This window comes from Micromonospora sp. NPDC049107, assembly GCF_040648595.1.
Taxonomy (GTDB): domain Bacteria; phylum Actinomycetota; class Actinomycetes; order Mycobacteriales; family Micromonosporaceae; genus Micromonospora.
The window spans coordinates 558,846-574,973 of record NZ_JBEZEC010000002.1 but is presented as its reverse complement, the minus strand read 5'-3'; the positions used below and the strand labels follow the sequence as shown (position 1 = coordinate 574,973).

General features: G+C 67.5%; 15 protein-coding genes and 3 pseudogenes. 6 read left to right on the top strand and 12 right to left on the bottom strand.

Annotated features, from left to right (window positions below; all coding sequences use genetic code 11):
- Nucleotides 1-15: 15 nt before the first annotated feature.
- The 4 genes from AB0B55_RS07745 to AB0B55_RS07730 form a co-directional block, all read right to left on the bottom strand.
- Nucleotides 16-765 (bottom strand): hypothetical protein, encoded by a 750-nt coding sequence (locus tag AB0B55_RS07745; RefSeq protein WP_357171023.1) that lies wholly within the window; start codon nucleotides 763-765, stop codon nucleotides 16-18.
- Between the two features lie 170 nt (nucleotides 766-935).
- A complete protein-coding gene (locus tag AB0B55_RS07740) occupies nucleotides 936-1,253 on the bottom strand; it encodes a hypothetical protein (protein ID WP_357171021.1) in 318 nt (105 codons plus the stop codon).
- Nucleotides 1,253-1,612, bottom strand: a complete 360-nt coding sequence (locus AB0B55_RS07735; RefSeq protein WP_357171019.1) for a hypothetical protein — start codon at nucleotides 1,610-1,612, stop codon at nucleotides 1,253-1,255. The genes AB0B55_RS07740 and AB0B55_RS07735 overlap by 1 nt, the downstream gene beginning before the upstream one ends.
- A gap of 157 nt (nucleotides 1,613-1,769) precedes the next feature.
- Nucleotides 1,770-2,237, bottom strand: coding sequence for a hypothetical protein (locus tag AB0B55_RS07730; RefSeq protein ID WP_357171017.1), 468 nt, complete (start codon nucleotides 2,235-2,237; stop codon nucleotides 1,770-1,772).
- A 585-nt stretch (nucleotides 2,238-2,822) separates the two neighbouring features.
- Here AB0B55_RS07730 and AB0B55_RS07725 point away from each other — a divergent pair.
- Nucleotides 2,823-2,963 (top strand): annotated as a pseudogene (locus tag AB0B55_RS07725) (IS630 family transposase); the annotation flags it as partial.
- 35 nt (nucleotides 2,964-2,998) lie between these two features.
- On the opposite strand, the gene AB0B55_RS07720 reads toward AB0B55_RS07725, so the two are convergent.
- The 7 genes and pseudogenes from AB0B55_RS07720 to AB0B55_RS07690 form a co-directional block, all read right to left on the bottom strand.
- Nucleotides 2,999-3,853, bottom strand: a complete 855-nt coding sequence (locus tag AB0B55_RS07720) for a hypothetical protein (RefSeq protein WP_357171015.1) — start codon at nucleotides 3,851-3,853, stop codon at nucleotides 2,999-3,001.
- Between the two features lie 62 nt (nucleotides 3,854-3,915).
- Nucleotides 3,916-4,960: pseudogene (locus AB0B55_RS07715) on the bottom strand (IS630 family transposase).
- A gap of 110 nt (nucleotides 4,961-5,070) precedes the next feature.
- Complete coding sequence (locus tag AB0B55_RS07710; RefSeq protein ID WP_357171013.1) at nucleotides 5,071-5,727, bottom strand: hypothetical protein; 657 nt, start codon at nucleotides 5,725-5,727, stop codon at nucleotides 5,071-5,073.
- Between the two features lie 5 nt (nucleotides 5,728-5,732).
- Nucleotides 5,733-6,812 carry a GGDEF domain-containing protein gene (locus AB0B55_RS07705; protein ID WP_357171011.1) on the bottom strand — a complete coding sequence of 360 codons (1,080 nt, stop codon included), beginning with the start codon at nucleotides 6,810-6,812 and terminating at the stop codon, nucleotides 5,733-5,735.
- A 238-nt stretch (nucleotides 6,813-7,050) separates the two neighbouring features.
- The gene (locus AB0B55_RS07700; RefSeq protein WP_357171009.1) at nucleotides 7,051-7,566 is read right to left on the bottom strand and encodes a hypothetical protein; all 516 of its coding nucleotides are present in this window, start codon (nucleotides 7,564-7,566) and stop codon (nucleotides 7,051-7,053) included.
- A gap of 187 nt (nucleotides 7,567-7,753) precedes the next feature.
- Nucleotides 7,754-8,869 (bottom strand): DNA-processing protein DprA, encoded by a 1,116-nt coding sequence (locus tag AB0B55_RS07695; RefSeq protein WP_357171007.1) that lies wholly within the window; start codon nucleotides 8,867-8,869, stop codon nucleotides 7,754-7,756.
- Nucleotides 8,870-9,250: 381 nt separating this feature from the next.
- On the bottom strand, nucleotides 9,251-9,880 hold the full coding sequence (locus AB0B55_RS07690) for a helix-turn-helix transcriptional regulator (RefSeq protein ID WP_357171005.1): 630 nt from the start codon (nucleotides 9,878-9,880) through the stop codon (nucleotides 9,251-9,253).
- A 154-nt stretch (nucleotides 9,881-10,034) separates the two neighbouring features.
- Here AB0B55_RS07690 and AB0B55_RS07685 point away from each other — a divergent pair, with 154 nt between their 5' ends.
- From AB0B55_RS07685 to AB0B55_RS07675, 3 genes are read left to right on the top strand one after another with little or no spacing between them, the layout of a single operon-like run.
- A complete protein-coding gene (locus AB0B55_RS07685; protein ID WP_357171234.1) occupies nucleotides 10,035-10,268 on the top strand; it encodes a helix-turn-helix domain-containing protein in 234 nt (77 codons plus the stop codon).
- Entirely contained in the window at nucleotides 10,255-10,779 is a 525-nt protein-coding gene (locus tag AB0B55_RS07680) for a hypothetical protein (protein ID WP_357171003.1), read from the top strand. The genes AB0B55_RS07685 and AB0B55_RS07680 overlap by 14 nt, the downstream gene beginning before the upstream one ends.
- Complete coding sequence (locus tag AB0B55_RS07675; protein ID WP_357171001.1) at nucleotides 10,776-11,831, top strand: site-specific integrase; 1,056 nt, start codon at nucleotides 10,776-10,778, stop codon at nucleotides 11,829-11,831. Before AB0B55_RS07680 ends, AB0B55_RS07675 begins: the two co-directional genes overlap by 4 nt.
- 153 nt (nucleotides 11,832-11,984) lie before the next feature.
- Here AB0B55_RS07675 and AB0B55_RS07670 read toward each other — a convergent pair whose 3' ends face one another.
- Entirely contained in the window at nucleotides 11,985-12,320 is a 336-nt protein-coding gene (locus tag AB0B55_RS07670) for a hypothetical protein (RefSeq protein WP_357170999.1), read from the bottom strand.
- Nucleotides 12,321-12,334: 14 nt separating this feature from the next.
- Between AB0B55_RS07670 and AB0B55_RS07665 the strand changes: the two are divergent.
- A pseudogene (locus AB0B55_RS07665) lies at nucleotides 12,335-12,932 on the top strand (hypothetical protein); the annotation flags it as partial.
- Between the two features lie 114 nt (nucleotides 12,933-13,046).
- Complete coding sequence (locus AB0B55_RS07660) at nucleotides 13,047-15,965, top strand: hypothetical protein (protein ID WP_357170997.1); 2,919 nt, start codon at nucleotides 13,047-13,049, stop codon at nucleotides 15,963-15,965.
- The last annotated feature ends 163 nt before the right edge of the window (nucleotides 15,966-16,128 follow it).

The following is a 16,128-nucleotide window of genomic DNA, read 5'->3' as shown; positions in this document are numbered from 1 at the left end:
ACAAACCCTGCGAGGCTAGGAAGAACCTGACCGGTCGACCGGGTCCGCGGCTGCGGGTGTTTCAGTGAGCCGCAGGGCGAGCAGCACGTCGGGATGCGGGCGGGCGGTTACGCGGTGCGGCTGGTCGACGTCGGGGACCACGTCGGTGACCAGGTCGCGGTCGGCGAGCGCGCTGAGCAGGTCGGCCGGGCCGTTGCCGTGCTGGTCGCCGAAGGGGCGCAGCACGTGCTCGTGGACCAGGCGCAGAACTTCGTGGGCTTCGTGGCCGGTCAGCGGGGCGAGTAGCCGCTGGCTGTCGGTGAACCGGGCGCGGATGTCGTCGGGCACCGCGCCGGGGTGGATCAGGCAGGCGAGGTGCTGGTCGGTGACGGCCAGCCGCATCGGTCCGCCGGCGAGCAGTTCTTGGCCTGCGGTGGTCGCGGTGTGCAGCCGCTCGCGGGTCCAGCCGAGCAGGTCGAGAAGCTGGTCGACGGTGAGGACTCCGTAGCTGAGCAGCAGCGCCAGCAGCAGTTGTGCGTCGCCGGGCGTCGCGGCCGCGGGTGACGCCGGCGCGGTGGTGTCGGTGTCGAGCACGAGGTCGGCGATGCCGAGGTCGAGGACCTCGCCGAGGCGGGCGAGCAGGGCGAGCGAGACGTCGCGGTGGTGCTCGAGGGTTTCGTGCAGGTCGGCCAGGCGTAGCCCGGTCAGCTGCCGGAAGGTGACCTCGGCGATGCCGATCTCGGAGGCCCGGGCTCGGATCAGCGGGTAATTCAGCGTCCAGGTCATGGTGGGGTTCCGTCCTGTCCGTGCAGCGGGGTGCCGACCCACCAGCACTCGGCCCGCCGGTGCCACGGCTGACCGTCGTCGGCGGGTCCGCGTACCGGTAGCGCGATGCCGCACGCCGCGGCGGAGGCGACGAGAAGCCGGAAGTGCTGGCCGACGCCAGCGCGTCGCAGTCATCCGGACGAGCGGGCGCCGCGCAGCTGCTCGAAGGTGCGGGCCGCGGCCAGCAGCGGCCGCGCCGCCGGGGGCACGGTGTAGTCGGCGCGGCTGGTCAGTGGCGCGGAGCGCAGCACGGCGGCCCCGTCAGCGAGGGCGTGGATCGGCCAGGCGCCGACCTCGTCCGGACTCTGGCCGGTGAACAGGGCGACCGCGAGCGCGGCGGCGTGCACCGGGTGGGCGATCGTGGCGCGAATCCGGTCGACGAGCTCCGCGCCGTCGGGCGCACCCGGGCCGCGGCGATCACCGCATGATCCGGCTGCGCGAATCAGCATCAGCCCCGAAACAGCGCCCGCAGCCAGCCGCCGCGCGGCGGCTTCGCAGGGGCTCGGACTTCTAGAATCTCCCCGTCGTCGTAGTGAGAGACGACCTTCACCTGGTATCCGTGCTCGGTCAGCGTCTTCGCGTGCTGACGCATCAACGGCGGCCACACACGGAACGGGTCGTAGTGGAAACCGCCCACGTAGTGCGGGCCGCCGTCCTTCGCGACCTGGATCTCGAAGCCGCCTTCGTAGTGCTCGTCCTCGTGGAAGGCGTCGTAGTCACGCCCGCCGTGGCGTCGCAGCAGAAGGCGAATCCGGTCCGCCTCGAGTTGGGCGTCGCGTTGCTGTTTCTGGCGAACCTTGTCGCTCATGGCGGTGACAGTAACCGAGCAGTAGCACCGTGTGCATCACGCACATCGATGCCGTGCCGGGCCCCGACCGGCCGGGACCGTGCCGAGTCCCCAACCCAGGCACGCCGTCTACGCCGGTCCGGGCGCTTGAGACCGTGATAAGCGGTGCGCTGAACGTTCACAGCACCGTCCCCCGTTCCTGGTCATCGTTGTCGGTGGCGGTCTGGTCCGTCACGGTTCCGGCCGGGGCCTGCCCGGTGACGGCGAGTAGCTCGAACCCGAGGTGTTCGCTCTGGTATCCGTCGTTGAAGGTGAGCCGCCACCAGCCGGCTGTGCCGGCGTGGCGGGTGGCGAGCGTGCGGGTGAGGCCGGCGTATGGCCCCCGCTCGCAGTAGAAAGTGTGGACCATTCCCGCGTGGTCGACGGTGCCGAGGACGACCGCCCCCGGGTCGGCCTGGTCCACGCGGATGGGCGTGAACGCGGGTACGTCGCGTTCCTGCGCCGTGGCGGGAATGTCGCGCACCTCCTCTTCGAGGCCGGGACACTGATCGCGCCACGTTCCGGCGATCCGGTGCTTCGCGTGCGGCTGGGTGTTAATGCACACGGCCTGCGGGAACTCGATGTCGTCGATGCCGTCGTCGTACATGGTTCGCAACTCCTAAAACGTTCGGGTAGCTCCGGTGTCACAGCTAGGAGCCGTCCAGCGAGGGCGTCACCGCAGGGTTGCGAGGGCCGTCGACGCGGAAAGCAAACAGCGCGGGCCTGCCTTCGCACCCGGCCGCCGGTGATCTCGGCAGGTTCGGTGTTTTCAGCGCCGACCGACAATGGGCGCCGGACCCAACGCGGCAAGGCAGTCCGGATCTGTCGGCCCGGCCGGTGACGCTTGGGGTAACGGTGGGCGGACAGGTCGATACGAGTACGCCGCCGCTGGGCCGGTGAGCCCAGCCGCATCAGGTACCGGTGGTTACCCGGATGCCGGACGGTCGTGGCCCCGATGACGGCGAGCGTCATGGTGAGCCACCGGCGCGGAGGTTGGTCCTCGGTGGGAGGTGGTGCGCCGAGAGCTAGTGCGTTGACCACGAACGTTCACCGGGTCGGCGACACACCGGGACATGTCCGCCGGTAGCTGCTGATCAAGGCTCACTCTCAACGCGGTGATGTTGGTTGTTGAGAGTGAGGTGACGGGTTGGCCGAGCCGGTCAGGGCACGGCGGTTGACGCAGGACGAGGGCCGCAAGCTGCAGCAATATCTGCTCTGGCGCAACGCCAACACCCGCCACCCTGACGTCCTGACCGCGCAACGCCGCGAACGAGCCCGCGTCCGCAGCGAACGCCAGCAACACGGGGGACGCCCCCGAGCCAAGGCCGCTTGACCAGTCAGACCCGGTGAACGTTCACGGCCAACACACTAGGGCCAGATGACCGGCCCGTTGCCCGCGCGCACCTGCAGGTCCGCGGTGAGCACCCCGGCCGACCGCAGCGTGCCGAGCACCCGATCCCGTTGCGCGGAGGTCAGCGAAGTCCCCCTGGGATAGACCCGGAACCGTAGGCGCGGCGCCGACGGGCCGCCCGAGGCGGTCACCGCCGTGACGCCGTCGAGCTTCGCGAGCTGGTCCGCCGCGACCAGGACCGGCTCGGTCAGGGCGGCGCCGCCGTTGCTGTCCACCTGCATCTGCTCGGTGGGGTGGGCGCTGAGGGTCAGCCGGTCGGCCGTCATCCCAGCGGCGGCCCCGGCCGCGACGAGGTTCCGGTATACCGCGGTGGCGGCCGGGCGGGCGGCGGCGGCGCCGTCCCACCCCTGGACGGAAACCATGAACTGGGTCGTGGACTGCTGCATCGCCAGCACCCGGTGAAAGCTGCCGGAGTCGATGGTCTGCCCCCACATGTCAGCCTGCCGGTCGAAGGCGTCGCGCGCGGCCGTGCCGTCGTACCACCGCCCGTCGTGCTCGGCGCTCCCGCGCCGCACCACCAGCATCAACGTGAGCGCGCTGACGCCGTCGGCCCGCATCAGCGCCGCCCGCAGCTGTTTCACCGCAGTGGCGACGTTCCCGGTGGCGGGGCGGATCGCCACGTCGGCGTGCACCAGGATCCCGTCCCGAGCCTTGCCGGTCCGGACGTCCAGACTCTCCACCCCGGCCAGGCCCTTGACCGCGGCCAGAACCTGCTTCTTGGCCCCGGCCGCCTTCTCCGCGTCGCTCGTACAGCCGGCCACACCTGCCACGCACAGCGCCAGAGCCGCGCCCACTGCCATCCATCGCCGCACCAGCCCACCGTATCCGGCCCCATCTAGTGTGTTGGCCGTGAACGTTCACCGGGTCTGACTGGTCAAGCGGCCTTGGCTCGGGGGCGTCCCCCGTGTTGCTGGCGTTCGCTGCGGACGCGGGCTCGTTCGCGGCGTTGCGCGGTCAGGACGTCAGGGTGGCGGGTGTTGGCGTTGCGCCAGAGCAGATATTGCTGCAGCTTGCGGGCCGGGACGGTGTGGTTCGGGTGGTTCGAGTTCGCCATCGTGAACATGCGTAGCGGCCCGAACTGCGCCTCGATCGGGTTCGCCCAGGACGCGCTGGTGGGGGTCAGGCACAGCTCGACCTTGTTGCGAGCTGCCCAGGCTCGGATGGCCGGCGTTTTGTTCGTGGACAGGTTGTCCTTGATGACTTAGATCGGGGCGCCGTCCGGCCGCGTTTTGCGGATCGATTTCAGCGCGGACAAGGTGTGATCTGCGCCTTTGCGTCGCCGGTTCACTCCCCAGAGCTGGTCGTCGCCGAGGCTGTAGCAGCCGTGGAAGTAGCGGATGCCGTGCGTGCGGTGATACGTCGCGGGCAGCCGCTCCGGGTGCGACTGCGGTGCCCAGCCTCGGCCGTGGTGCGGACGGACCGACAACGGCCCGAACTGGTCGAACGCGAAACAGCGGGCCGGGAACTTGCTCGTCACTTCCTCGATTCGGTCGAGTTTGGCGTCGAAGTCCGGGTCCTTCGATTCCTTCCAGGTGCGGGTCCGCTGCCAGCTGACGTCGTTACGGCGCAGGATCTGCCGCAGCCGTTCCCGGCCGACGATGACCGTCCGGGCGGCCCTTGGCCGTCGCGACGATGAACGCCTCATCGTCGTCACTGATCCGGCGGGGACGGCCTCCCGCCCACTGAGGGTCGAGTGCGCGAAGACCGATCTCGTTGAACGCGTGGATCACGTCGCGGACGGTGTCCTCATGCCCAGCGATCAGCGCAGCGATCGCCGGGACCGGTGTTCCTGACGCCGACGCCATGATGATCAACGCCCGACGCACCCGGACCGAGTCGTGCTTGCCTCTACGGACGAGTTGCTGCAGCTTGCGGCCCTCGTCCTGCGTCAACCGCCGTGCCCTGACCGGCTCGGCCAACCCGTCACCTCACTCTCAACAACCAACATCACCGCGTTGAGAGTGAGCCTTGATCAGCAGCTACCGGCGGACATGTCCCGGTGTGTCGCCGACCCGGTGAACGTTCGTGGTCAACGCACTAGCAGGCGGGCGACGACACCGCGCGCACCACGCTCATTCCCGACGAGCTTGGCGACCGCCCGTGCGTTGAGAACGGTGGCGTTCGGGAGCATGATCAGCGATCGGGGTGTGGCCAGGCCGGTGTAGATCGCCGAACATGCCTGGTAGATCGTGCCGGCGTGCCCGGGGCTGATGGTCACGGGACCGTCGGGCGTATGCTGGATCCGAGGGATGGGGTCGGCGAACGCGACCACTCCGCGTGCTCCGCGTTCGGCCGCCATTCGTAGAGCGGCTGTGGTGAACCACGATTCGCCGTTCGCGGGCACATCACCTAGGACGAGCCGCGCAAGATCCAATGATTCGGTGTAGGGCTCGAGGTCTGGGAACGGGCGGGTCAGGACGTGCTGGTGCACGGGAACGCCGAGGACCAGCACCCCGCACAGGCTGCCGTCGTGTCGGTCGACCATGCCGAACCGCATCCGCGCCGATGGCCAACTGTGGGCGTAATGATGCCGAAGGACGTAGCGTTTCGCCTCGGCTTCGGGTAACTCGACGGTGTGGTAGCGGCGGGCGTTGAAGCCACCGTGGCGGCGGTGGACCCAACTGTGGCGGCCCTGGTGCCACCGCTGGCACCACGCCGTCAGGTGTGGCAGCGCGGTGTCGCTCATCGCGGTCACCGCGGGGTGAACGTGTAGGCACGGTAGGTGTCATAGACCCGGCAGACGGTCTCCGCGATCTCCGTGAGCACGAGGTCCGCCGGACGCGGGCGCTGGTGGAACATGCGTGGGTGGATCTGGTCGGAGGCGACGGTGACCGCGTTGTCGATGCGGACCAGGAGGAGGAACCCACCATCACGGGCCTCACCAACGGTGGTCGGGTGGACGCTGACGTCGCTGATCGGGTCCCGGTAGCGCATTGCGCCGTGGTCGACGCATCGGGCGAGCAGGTCGTGGACGTCGGTGCCGAAGTCACGACTGCCCGGGTCGAGTACCTCCAGGATGCCGTTCAGCTCGGCGATGTCGTCCGGGTGCGCGATGGCGCTGGAGACATCCCCGGCGGCCAGGTGCTGAAACCTGGTGGTGTCGAAGACGGCGACGGGCGGCGCGGGTCGCTGGTCACGCAGGCGGGCACCGTGCCGGTCGGCGGCGGTGGGGTAGGTCATGCCCGGGTGGTAAACGGCGTGGGTCTGCCGGTGGTGGCGGGCGTGGTAGAGGGCGATGTCGGCGGCCCGGAACGGTGTGCCCGGAACGGGTGTCGCGGTTGGCGGGGCCAACCCGATCACGCAGGTCACCTGTAGCGGCTCGGGTGCCCCGTCGATGGTGATGGGTTCGGCGAGGGCTTGCTGGACCGAGGCGGCGGCGTCCAGGAGTTGCGGGCTGGTGGTGGCGTGCGGGAGGAGTAGGACGAACTCGTCGCCGCCGAGACGCCCGGCGAGCCCGTGCAGGGCGGTGGCGACGGTGTGCAGGCGGGCAGCGACGGCGGACAGGAGGTCGTCGCCGGTGTCGTTGACGTCCTTGAACAGGGTCAAATCGAGGAGCAGGACCCCGGGCGGGGTGCCGGCGATGGTCATGTCGCGGTGGGCGTCGTGCAGGCCGCGCCGTCCGGCGATGCCGGTGAGGTAGTCCCGGCCGGCGGTCGCGGCGATGGTCGCGATACGCGTGTGCAGGTGCCGCAGTTTGAGGCCGACAGCGACGGCTTGGAGGACTTCGGCGGTGGCGATGGCCGCGATGACGGCGATGGCGGTAGCGGACATGAGGGGTCTCCCAGAAACGCAAAAAGCCCGCCATCAGGCGGGCTGAGGAACAGCGATCGGGACGCGGCGAACCGCGACGGATCTTCGTGGTGCCGAATGGGCTATGGCGCTCCGGCGGACGGGCCAGTCACACGGCTTGCGAGTCGCGCTGCGGACCTTCGAGGTCATCGGGTAATCAGTTCCCGTACGCCGCGCAAAGACGGTAATCAGAGTGAAGGGGCCGTGACGACAAGGCTCGTCAGGCCGCTGCTGCCTCACGTGGCACGGCTCCGGCGGCACTGCTGGTGGCTGTTATCCGCGACTGCTGGCGCAGCTTTTGGCGAAGCCATGCTTCCTGCTGGTCGATCGACGAGCCTTCCAGGGCTTCGTAGTGCACGCCGCTGTCGGTCATCTCGATCGGCGGCAGTTGGGCGAGTGTCCACATGCGGGCGTAGAGGCCAGCGGCGCTGGTGTGCAGCGGTGCCCGCAGGCTGGTTTCGCACAGGGCGATGCAGCACTCAGCGGCGGTGCCCGATCGGGTGTCTTCCCGCCTTGCTACCCGGTCGAGCAGTTCCCGGCAATGCGACCGGTACACAGCCTCCGAACGGCTCATCAGGTCGTGTGTCGGCGTGAGCAGCAGGAAACTGTCCCAGATACGGTCGGCGGCGTAGCGGTGTCTGCGTCGCGCCGCTTCGATCTCTTCCTCCGCCCATTCCATCGCCTGGAACAGCGGAGTGAGCAGGTCTTGCAACTCGTTGATATCGGGCAGGAACACGGATTCCTCCTGTGAGGGCTGTGATTCGAGGGGTGTTCGCGAGGCCGGGAGGTGGTGACCGGTCCGGGGCGCAGGGCACTGTCACCGCGCGGCCGGCAGGCCGCTCTCCTCCGGGGGGAAGGACGGGCGAGGTGGGAGGCATCGTTGGCCTGCCACCTTTGGGAGGCGCGCGGGATGCGCGTGGTGGTCAGCCGGTGGTGATCTGGATTGCCTGGTACACCCCGCCGGGTCCGACGACCCCAGCGTCGAAGGTCGCGTACGCGTGTGGGTTCGCCGCGAAGACCACCTCGAACCCGCGGTCGGCGGCGTCTCGGTGCGATGCGGCCCGGACAAGGAACTCCGGCACCTGCCGGCTGTGCCAACGGCCCTCATCCCACGACGCGGTACCGGTGATCTGAAACAACGGCTGCTCCGAGTTGTCGGGGACAACCGGCGGGTCGATGGCCGCGATGACATCGGCGGCGAGGATGACCAACCGGGCGCTGCCACCGGCGATCAACCGGTGACAGCCCGCCGACCATGCGGACGTGATGGGGCCCGGTACCGCGCAGACGATCCGACCGGTCTGGGCCGCGGCCTGGGCGGTCAGCAACGCCCGGCTGGTGACCCTGGCCTCGACGACCACCGTGGCCCTGGTGATCGAGCCGAGGAGCCGCTCCTGCACCGCCCACCGCGCCCGACTTCGCGGGCATCCCGGCGGGAACGCGGTGACCACCGCACCGTGCTCCGCAACATCCTGGAGCAGCGCGGCCAACTCGGCAGGGTGGGGCTGGTCCAGGCCATTGGCCGCGACCAGCAGCACGGGGCGTCCGGCGGCACGCGCGGCCAGCGCGGCGTGAGCGTCGATACCAGCGGCGGCGCCGGCCGTGACGGTCCAGCCGTAGGTCGCGAGGGCGTAGGCCATGTCGGTCGCGGCCTGCTTGCCGTACGCCGTCCCACCCGCCGCGCCGGTGACCGTGATCGCCTCGCGCAGCAGACCGGCGACGTCAGCATCACCTATCACCCACAAGCACGGCAGCAGATCGCAGCCGGTGCCAGCCGGCCAACCAGGGTCACCGGGCACCAACTGCGTGACCCCGGCCTGTCGCGCCTGATCGAGCAGAAGCCCACCGAGGGTGAGGAGATCGGTCGGCAGATCACGGCCGGCGTCCGAGATCGTGGCTGACTCCGCCGGGAAGACCCACCCGTCTGTTGGTAGACCATGGGCTTCGGCGGTCCCGTGCAGGTCTTCGGGCAGGGCACCGCCCACGTACAGCGACAGCGCCGCTCGAACGCTTCGGAAAACGTGATCATCGGTGGACATCGCTCGGCTCCCAACGTTCGGGTGATCCCGGCGACCGCCGTTGGGCGTGCCGTCGGGATGGGGACGAGCACGACAGGCCCGGCCGGGCGCCGCCGGGGTCAAGCCAGACCGGCAGCCCCCGCGCCGAGGATCTGTGGCCGAGCGAAGCGCCCCGGCGCGGCGCAGCAAGCCGGGCGGCCCAGATCCGAACGTGGGGCGTCGGCGGGCGGCTTGACGACGGCACGACCGGCCGGGACCGTGCCGAATCCCCATCACAGGCACGCTGCAAGAGGCGATTCGCGGACCCCTAGGTACCCCTCTGGAGAATCGAAGCCGCGACTCCGCGGGAAACACGTCAGGGCTCGTCCCAGCCCCACCGTGGCGCGGCTACCGCACGTCGTTTCAGGATGGTCTCGATTGATCACGCACGATGTTGGCGCGGATTCGGGCAAGGCGTTCGAGGATCTGTTCCTTGGGCGCACCGCTCGTGACCTCAGCACTCACGTCGTCGACGAGTGCGAGGGTCTGGCGCCGGGTGCGCTCCAGAAGGTCGAGCGCCTGCTTGTTGTAGACCTCTAGCAGTTCGCGTTGCCGGTCGGCGACCAGTGCCCGCACGTAGGCCGCCATCGCCTGGCCGCCCGGGGCCTCCATGGTCTCCAGCGCCGCGCCGTAGAAGAGCCGGGGATCGGAGCCTTCCAGCGCGGCGTCACCGACCAGCCAGTTGCGCCATTCCTCGGGATCGCGAACCTCAACGCCAGCGGTCACCGTGACGGTCTCGTTCCGCTGGGCGTCCAGGGCAAGGAGCGCCAGGGGCGCGACATCGAGCGCGTATGCCAGCACGATCACGTCATTGACGGAGACTCCGCGACGGCGGGTCTCCAGACTTGTCAGGAAGTCGCGAGTGATGTGCGCAGCGCCAATCTCCTTGCACCGGTCGGCCAGCTTCTGGGCCGTCAGGCCCCGGCGTTTGCGTAGTTGCTGTACCCGGTAGCTGACCACATCGCGTACCGAAAGCTGCCCGTCTGCCGTCACCTGATACCGCCTGCCCGACTTGCCAATGTGTGATCTTCACACATCATAGCCAGTCTGTTGACGCAAAATGCGGTTGGCCTGCACAGTTCTCGTCACCCGTACCGAGGCTGACCCAAGGGCCTCCCGGGGCTTGGACGGGAAGGACGTGATCGTGATGCAAGACATCGGCCGGCTGCCCGAGGTCACCGACTTGTGGACCCATAGGAAGACCGCCTGGTTCCTCAAGGTCACACCCGGCACCCTCTACGTCTGGGTCAGCAAGGGCATCGGCCCGCGCTCGTACAAGCTCAACGGCAGCCGCCGCTACGACCCGCGCGACGTTCAAGAGTTTCTGCGCGAGCGCTACGCGCGGGCAATCGAAGGGCGGGGCACTGATGCGGCCGCGTGACAAGATCGCGATGCCGTCAACACCGCCATCCCACGCGCTGATGCATCGAGGGCTGCTGTCGCCCAACGGTTCTGTGGACCCTGGCCGAGCGGATGGGGACCTGCGCGGACACCTGGCAGCTCGCCAGCCGCTGCCTCTGGTTGAGCTGTTCAGCGGGTCTCGCGACCGGACGAGCTTCACGGCCACGTCGTCGATAGATGACCGCGGGACGCTGACGGACCGGGCAGCGGTCAAGGAACTCGGCTGGGCTCCCGGGACAACGGTGTCAATCTCGACACTCCCGGAAGCGGGGATCGTCATCATCCGCCGTAGCGGGTCAGACGCGGTTTCTGGACGAGGTCACCTTCGCCTCCCCGCACGGGTGCGTCACCGGCTACGCCTGAGCGCAGGCGACCGGCTGCTGCTTCTTGCCTTGGTCCATGACGACATCCTCCTGGCCTACCTCGCCTCGGCGATCGACCGAATGGTCACCGCGCTCCACGCAGGCATCACCGAACAGGAAACACGATGAGCACCAACCCGCCTTCATCGGGCGAGCTCGACGCCGCCCGCCTTCTTCTGGACCGGCTTGGTGTGACGGCCGAACAGCTGCTGAGCACACCAGGCCCTGAAGTGGCGATGCCGACGTTCGACACGTTCATCGATCGCGCGTCTGCGGCTATTAGCGTCGGAGCGTTGAAGGTCTACCAGCCGTACTTCAAGAAGATCCGCAAGGAGTGGGGCCAGCGGCTCATAGACGAGCCAACCGGCCTGGAGATCCAGCGGTTCGCCGAGCAGGCGCGCAGTCAAGCCGTAGTACGGCGTAACGCCCGAGGCGGCAGAGTTGCCGGCGAGCACATGATCGGCGCATTCCGCTGCCTGTACCGCCTCGCTGTAGCTGATGAACTCATAGATGAGAACAAAAATCCTGCGGCAAAGGCAGTCAAGCCACGAAGGCTGAGCAACTCACGCCGCGCACTGCTGGACCACCAGCTGATGCAGATCAACGAGATCGCTGTCACCACCGGAAACGACCACGATCTCGACGGCTTGCTCATCAGGCTGCACGTGGAAACCGCATGCCGCCGAGGAGGCGCTCTGTCCATGCGGCGCTACGATCTCGACCCCGATCAGTGCCTGGTCCGGCTACGGGAGAAAGACGAAACCGAACGCTGGCAACCGATCTCACCAACACTGATGCGTCACCTCCTCGCGCACTGGCAGCAACGCGGCGATGGCGATCCACACAGCACCGGCCAACTGCTGCGCTACCGACACGGCCGGCCCATCAGCTACCGCCGCTACGACCACCTTTGGAAGCGGATCGGCGAGAACCTGCCATGGGTCACCGCCCAACAGGTGAGCACCCATTGGCTGCGCTACACCACCCTCACCTGGGTCGAGCGGGCCTTCGGGTACGCCGTCGCACGCGCCTATGCCGGGCACAACAACCGGGCCGACAACGGGAGCACCGCCACCTACGTCCGGGCCGAACTCTACGAAGTGGTCCTAGCGCTGACGGTGCTAACCGGAGAACCGCACCCGCTGTTGCCCGTCGAACATGCGGTTGCTCTCACGCGATGAACTATTGCCGGAGCAGCGGCCTGAGATACGCAACGACTGTCGCAACGCGGGTGGTCAGCGAGCGACGGCAGAGTTGATTAGCTCCCGTGCGCTCGCGGAAAGGAATTTGCCGCCGACCCGGGTAGCCACGTCTGTGGCTTCCGCAGCCAGACCCTACTCGGTGGCGGTCACCTGCTCGGAGCCATCGGGACTGTCGACGGCTGCAAGCAGCCATACCGTCTGGTCCGGCCCGACCTGGGCGAGCTGCCGATCGGACTGTGGCAGTGTCCGCTCAGGGTACGCCGCTTGGCGCGTTCGGCGGTTGCCGCGAGGGCGGTGAGCGGGTGGTTGAGCCGGGCGATGAGTTCGGTGGTCGCGGTGTCCGGCGGTGCGGGTGGTGATCACGATCGTGCCGGCGCCGACAGCGGGCAGCATGTCCTCGACCGGCAGCACGGCGGCGATCCGGGCTGCCTGGCCGATGCGGTGCAGCCCGGGAGCTGGACCGGGCATAGCTCGCCGGGGAGGTCACGATCGCCGTGCGCTGCCTCAAGCACCTCCCCGGCGATGTCGCCCTGCCCGAAGGTCTGATCATCGCCGCGTATCTGCCGCGCGAGGACGTACACGATGCGGTCGTGTCCCGCCATATGCCTCGACGACCTGCCCACCGACGCGATCGTGGCGACCAACTCTCCGCGTCGCCGCGCCCAGCTCACCGCAGGGTGGCCACATCTGCGCGTCACCGCCGTAAGCGGGGACGCCAACACCCGGCTGCGCAAGCTCGACGGCCGCGAGTGCGGCGCGATGATCCCCGCCGTCGCCGGGGACAAACGCGCCCATGCCGCCGATCGCGCCAAGCTCACCGGTCGCCACTGGCCGTCATCGGCACCAACCGGGCTCCTCCAACCTCTCGCATCTCGGCGCGCCGATCGGGACGATGTCCGCACCCACGGTGGGTTCGCCAACCGGATGTACCGGCTCGACACCGATCAGGGGTCGTTCGCGGTGAAGGAGGTAAACCCCGTCGACCGCCGCTGGGCCCACCACGTCGAGGACGTGTGGTCCCGCCTTCCCCTATCTGGGGTAGGTAGGACGAGGCGGCGACCTGACAGTGGGCGCCGCTGACAGCGCGGGCGCGCAGACGCGTAAGCTCAGGCCGATCGAGGGCTATGGAGGGTCGGCTCATCGCCAACCGGCCGGTGTAGTGGCAAGGCAGCCGCAGACGATGGGGACGACCCGATGCCGGACTATGACTTGAACCGCCTCGGGTCACGAGCCTTCGAGCAGATGATCGTGGCGTTGGGGCGTCTCGAGATCGGGCCGGGTGTCCGGGTTTTCGGCGATGGACCTGATGGCGGTCGTGAAGCAACTTTCGACGGGACGATCAACTGGTCGGCCACGTCAGCGGGCGTGAGCGACCAGGCCGATTCTTGGACCGGCTACACGGTGCTGCAGTCGAAGTTTCAGATCAAGCCGAAGGCGGAGCCGCGTGACAACGCGCTCTGGCTCCAAGGTGAGATCAGCCGCGAGATCGCTAGCTGGGTCAAGGCCGCCAAGGGCCGCACCCGATCACGCCTGCCCGACTATCTGATCTTCGTCACCAACATCGATCTGTCCCCGGTCGCCAAGACGGGTGGCATTGACACGCTGCACACATTCGTGAGCGGGAAGCTGAAGGAAAAAGAGACTGTCAAGGCGGGCCTGCGCGTCAAGGGCTTCATGATCTGGCACGCGGAGCAGGTTCGGTCGATGATCGATGCCCACCAGGATGTGCGCTGGGCATACCCGGGACTTCTCACCGTGGGTGACGTCTTAGCGTTGCTCGGATCCGACAACATGCCGCTCGGCAGCATGGATCTGAGGGACCCGCTGCGCGAGGAGATGTTGCGCTCGCTCAAGCTCGACCGGTATATCCGCCTTGGCCAGGCTGGCGGCCCCGGCGACGCAACCCTTTGGCTCGATGAGATCGCGATCGATGTACCGGCCCGCCTCGACGGGGATGAGGGCACGTCGTTAAGGGCAGTGCGTCACATTCTGGATCTTGGCGAGACTAATCTTCGCCAGCGGCAGGCCGACCGAATCGAACGTCCGAACGTGGTCATCGTGGGTGGTCCGGGCCAGGGCAAGTCGACGCTCAGCCAGCTCATTGCGCAGGCATATCGCGTTGCGATGCTCACCGAGGTTAGCCTCGGACCGAGCACCGATGAGGTCGTCAAGGGCACTGCCGCAGCGCTTGATCGGCTTGGACTCGCGGCTCCCAGGAACCGTCGATGGCCTGTCAGGGTGGATCTCGCGAAGTACGCGGAGGAGCTGAGCACCGGCAGTGAGACGACGCTGCTTCGGTGGATCTCAAAAATGATCCAGAAGCGGACTGAGCAAGACATCCAGCCTGGCCACCTCCGGGAGTGGCTGAAAGCGTGGCCCTGGGCGCTTATCCTCGACGGTCTTGACGAAGTACCCTCGGCTGCCGCGCGGCGGATGCTTTATCAGCAGATCGAGAACCTGCTTACCACCGCAGAAGACTTGGACGCCGACCTGCTGGTTGTAATCACCACCCGTCCCACCGGCTACGACGAACGGTTCGCTCCGGACCGTTATCAGCATCTGTACCTGCAGCGTTTGTCTGCCAGGGAGGCAGCCGAGTTTTCATTGCAGATCACCAACAAGCGATTTGTTAACGATGATGAAATGCGCGTCAAGGTCGCCGACCGGATGGCAGAGGCGTCGCGGGACCCAGTCTCCGCCAGGTTGATGGAGACACCTCTTCAGGTGACGATCATGTCGTTCATCGTGGAGAAGTACCCGAACCTTCCACCCGACCGGTTCACCCTGTTCAATCTCTACTACTCGACGATGTGTGATCGAGAGGGGGGCAAAGAGATTGCGATCGCCCGATTCATTGTAGAGAACCGTCCGCGCATCGACCGCCTCCACGAACAGGTCGGGCTCGTCCTGCAGGCCGAATCCGAGGTGGCCGAGGGAGCAGAAGCCTCGATGCAGCCCGAAGATCTCCGGAAGCTGGCCCGGCAACAGTTGCTGGAGCGCGGCTTCGCCGCCCGTGACGCCGAAAGTATCGCCGAGCAACTCGTGGATGCGGCGACGAGGAGGCTCGTCCTACTTACCCCACGTGACGGTGGCGTGGGTTTCGAGATCCGGAGTCTGCAAGAGCTTATGGCGGCGCGTGCGCTCACTGAAGGTGAAGACAGTGACGTGCTCGGCCGGCTCCGCCTTGTTGGACACAGTCCGCATTGGCGCAACACCTGGTTGCTGGCCGCCGGGCACCTACTGCTAACGTCGGAACGATTCGAGAAGTTGATCATCAGGCTCCTGCGTGACCTCGATAACGAGCCGCGTCGGTTCGGTGGGCGGTATCCGACGGCGCCCTTGCTGGCGGCGGACATCATCGCAGACAACCTTGCGGTCGCCCGGCCGAACTTTGAAAGAGCCCTCGTTCAGCGAGTGTTCGCCATTCTCAACCGTCCGCCAGTGGTCGGGCTCGACCAGATAGCCAAGGCGGTCTCGAGCTTGGCTCGGACCCGCCATCGGGAAACGATCTACGACCTGCTGAAGTCCGCGGCCCCCGGTAGCGCGGCTAGCAGGGCAGCAGCAAGCCTTGTTTTGCGGCGTATGCAGTCGATGACCGGCAGCCGCGAGCCGCAGGTCGGCATCCGTCTGGCCATGGAGAAGATCAACCTGTCGGCCATCGAGGAGCGAGCTGTCTCGGAGTGGCTGAAGATCTACATGAACGATGCTGCCCGGAGCCCGAGCACCCGTAGAGGCAAAGACGTGGTTGATCATTTGGCTAGATTGGCGGAAGCCACTGGGCTTGACGGGTCCATGCTCGAAACTTTGCGCGATGGCCTGACCGTCGTAGCTGGATCGATCTTCGAGCCCGTCGACGACGGACACTCCAGCATCGCGGTTTTGTTGAAAGCGAGGGCCGGCGACCCGACGGCCCTGGTCAACGCGCTGGAAAACGAGGATATCTCGGTCTCACTCGACCTCGCCCTAGATACCCTTCCCTCCTCTCACTGGGCAGTCGAGGAATTGCTTGGGTGGGCCGTGAAACCGGCACTGGACCGGCTGCCTGTCGGACCAGAGGTCGTGGAGCTTGTACGAAACGCAAAGACTGAGGAATCGACACTCGATGACATCTAACTTCCTCGTGCCTGGCGAGCGTGGCGCGAAGCGGGTGTCCTCGACGTTCCATGTCACCTGTTTCGCATCGCAGGGAAGCGCTATTTGCGCACCACCGACGACGGAGATGCCAGCGACGGTTCCGCGACGGACAAGCCCTCGCCTGGGTGGGTGAGCGCGAGTT

Coding starts and splice junctions, on each gene's coding strand:
- AB0B55_RS07745 (WP_357171023.1), bottom strand. CDS start 765: ATGACCTGGACGCTGAATTACCCGCTGATCCGAGCCCGGGCCTCCGAG.
- AB0B55_RS07740 (WP_357171021.1), bottom strand. CDS start 1,253: ATGCTGATTCGCGCAGCCGGATCATGCGGTGATCGCCGCGGCCCGGGT.
- AB0B55_RS07735 (WP_357171019.1), bottom strand. CDS start 1,612: ATGAGCGACAAGGTTCGCCAGAAACAGCAACGCGACGCCCAACTCGAG.
- AB0B55_RS07730 (WP_357171017.1), bottom strand. CDS start 2,237: ATGTACGACGACGGCATCGACGACATCGAGTTCCCGCAGGCCGTGTGC.
- AB0B55_RS07710 (WP_357171013.1), bottom strand. CDS start 5,727: ATGAGCGACACCGCGCTGCCACACCTGACGGCGTGGTGCCAGCGGTGG.
- AB0B55_RS07705 (WP_357171011.1), bottom strand. CDS start 6,812: ATGTCCGCTACCGCCATCGCCGTCATCGCGGCCATCGCCACCGCCGAA.
- AB0B55_RS07695 (WP_357171007.1), bottom strand. CDS start 8,869: ATGTCCACCGATGATCACGTTTTCCGAAGCGTTCGAGCGGCGCTGTCG.
- AB0B55_RS07685 (WP_357171234.1), top strand. CDS start 10,035: ATGCAAGACATCGGCCGGCTGCCCGAGGTCACCGACTTGTGGACCCAT.
- AB0B55_RS07680 (WP_357171003.1), top strand. CDS start 10,255: ATGCGGCCGCGTGACAAGATCGCGATGCCGTCAACACCGCCATCCCAC.
- AB0B55_RS07675 (WP_357171001.1), top strand. CDS start 10,776: ATGAGCACCAACCCGCCTTCATCGGGCGAGCTCGACGCCGCCCGCCTT.
- AB0B55_RS07670 (WP_357170999.1), bottom strand. CDS start 12,320: ATGCCCGGTCCAGCTCCCGGGCTGCACCGCATCGGCCAGGCAGCCCGG.
- AB0B55_RS07660 (WP_357170997.1), top strand. CDS start 13,047: ATGCCGGACTATGACTTGAACCGCCTCGGGTCACGAGCCTTCGAGCAG.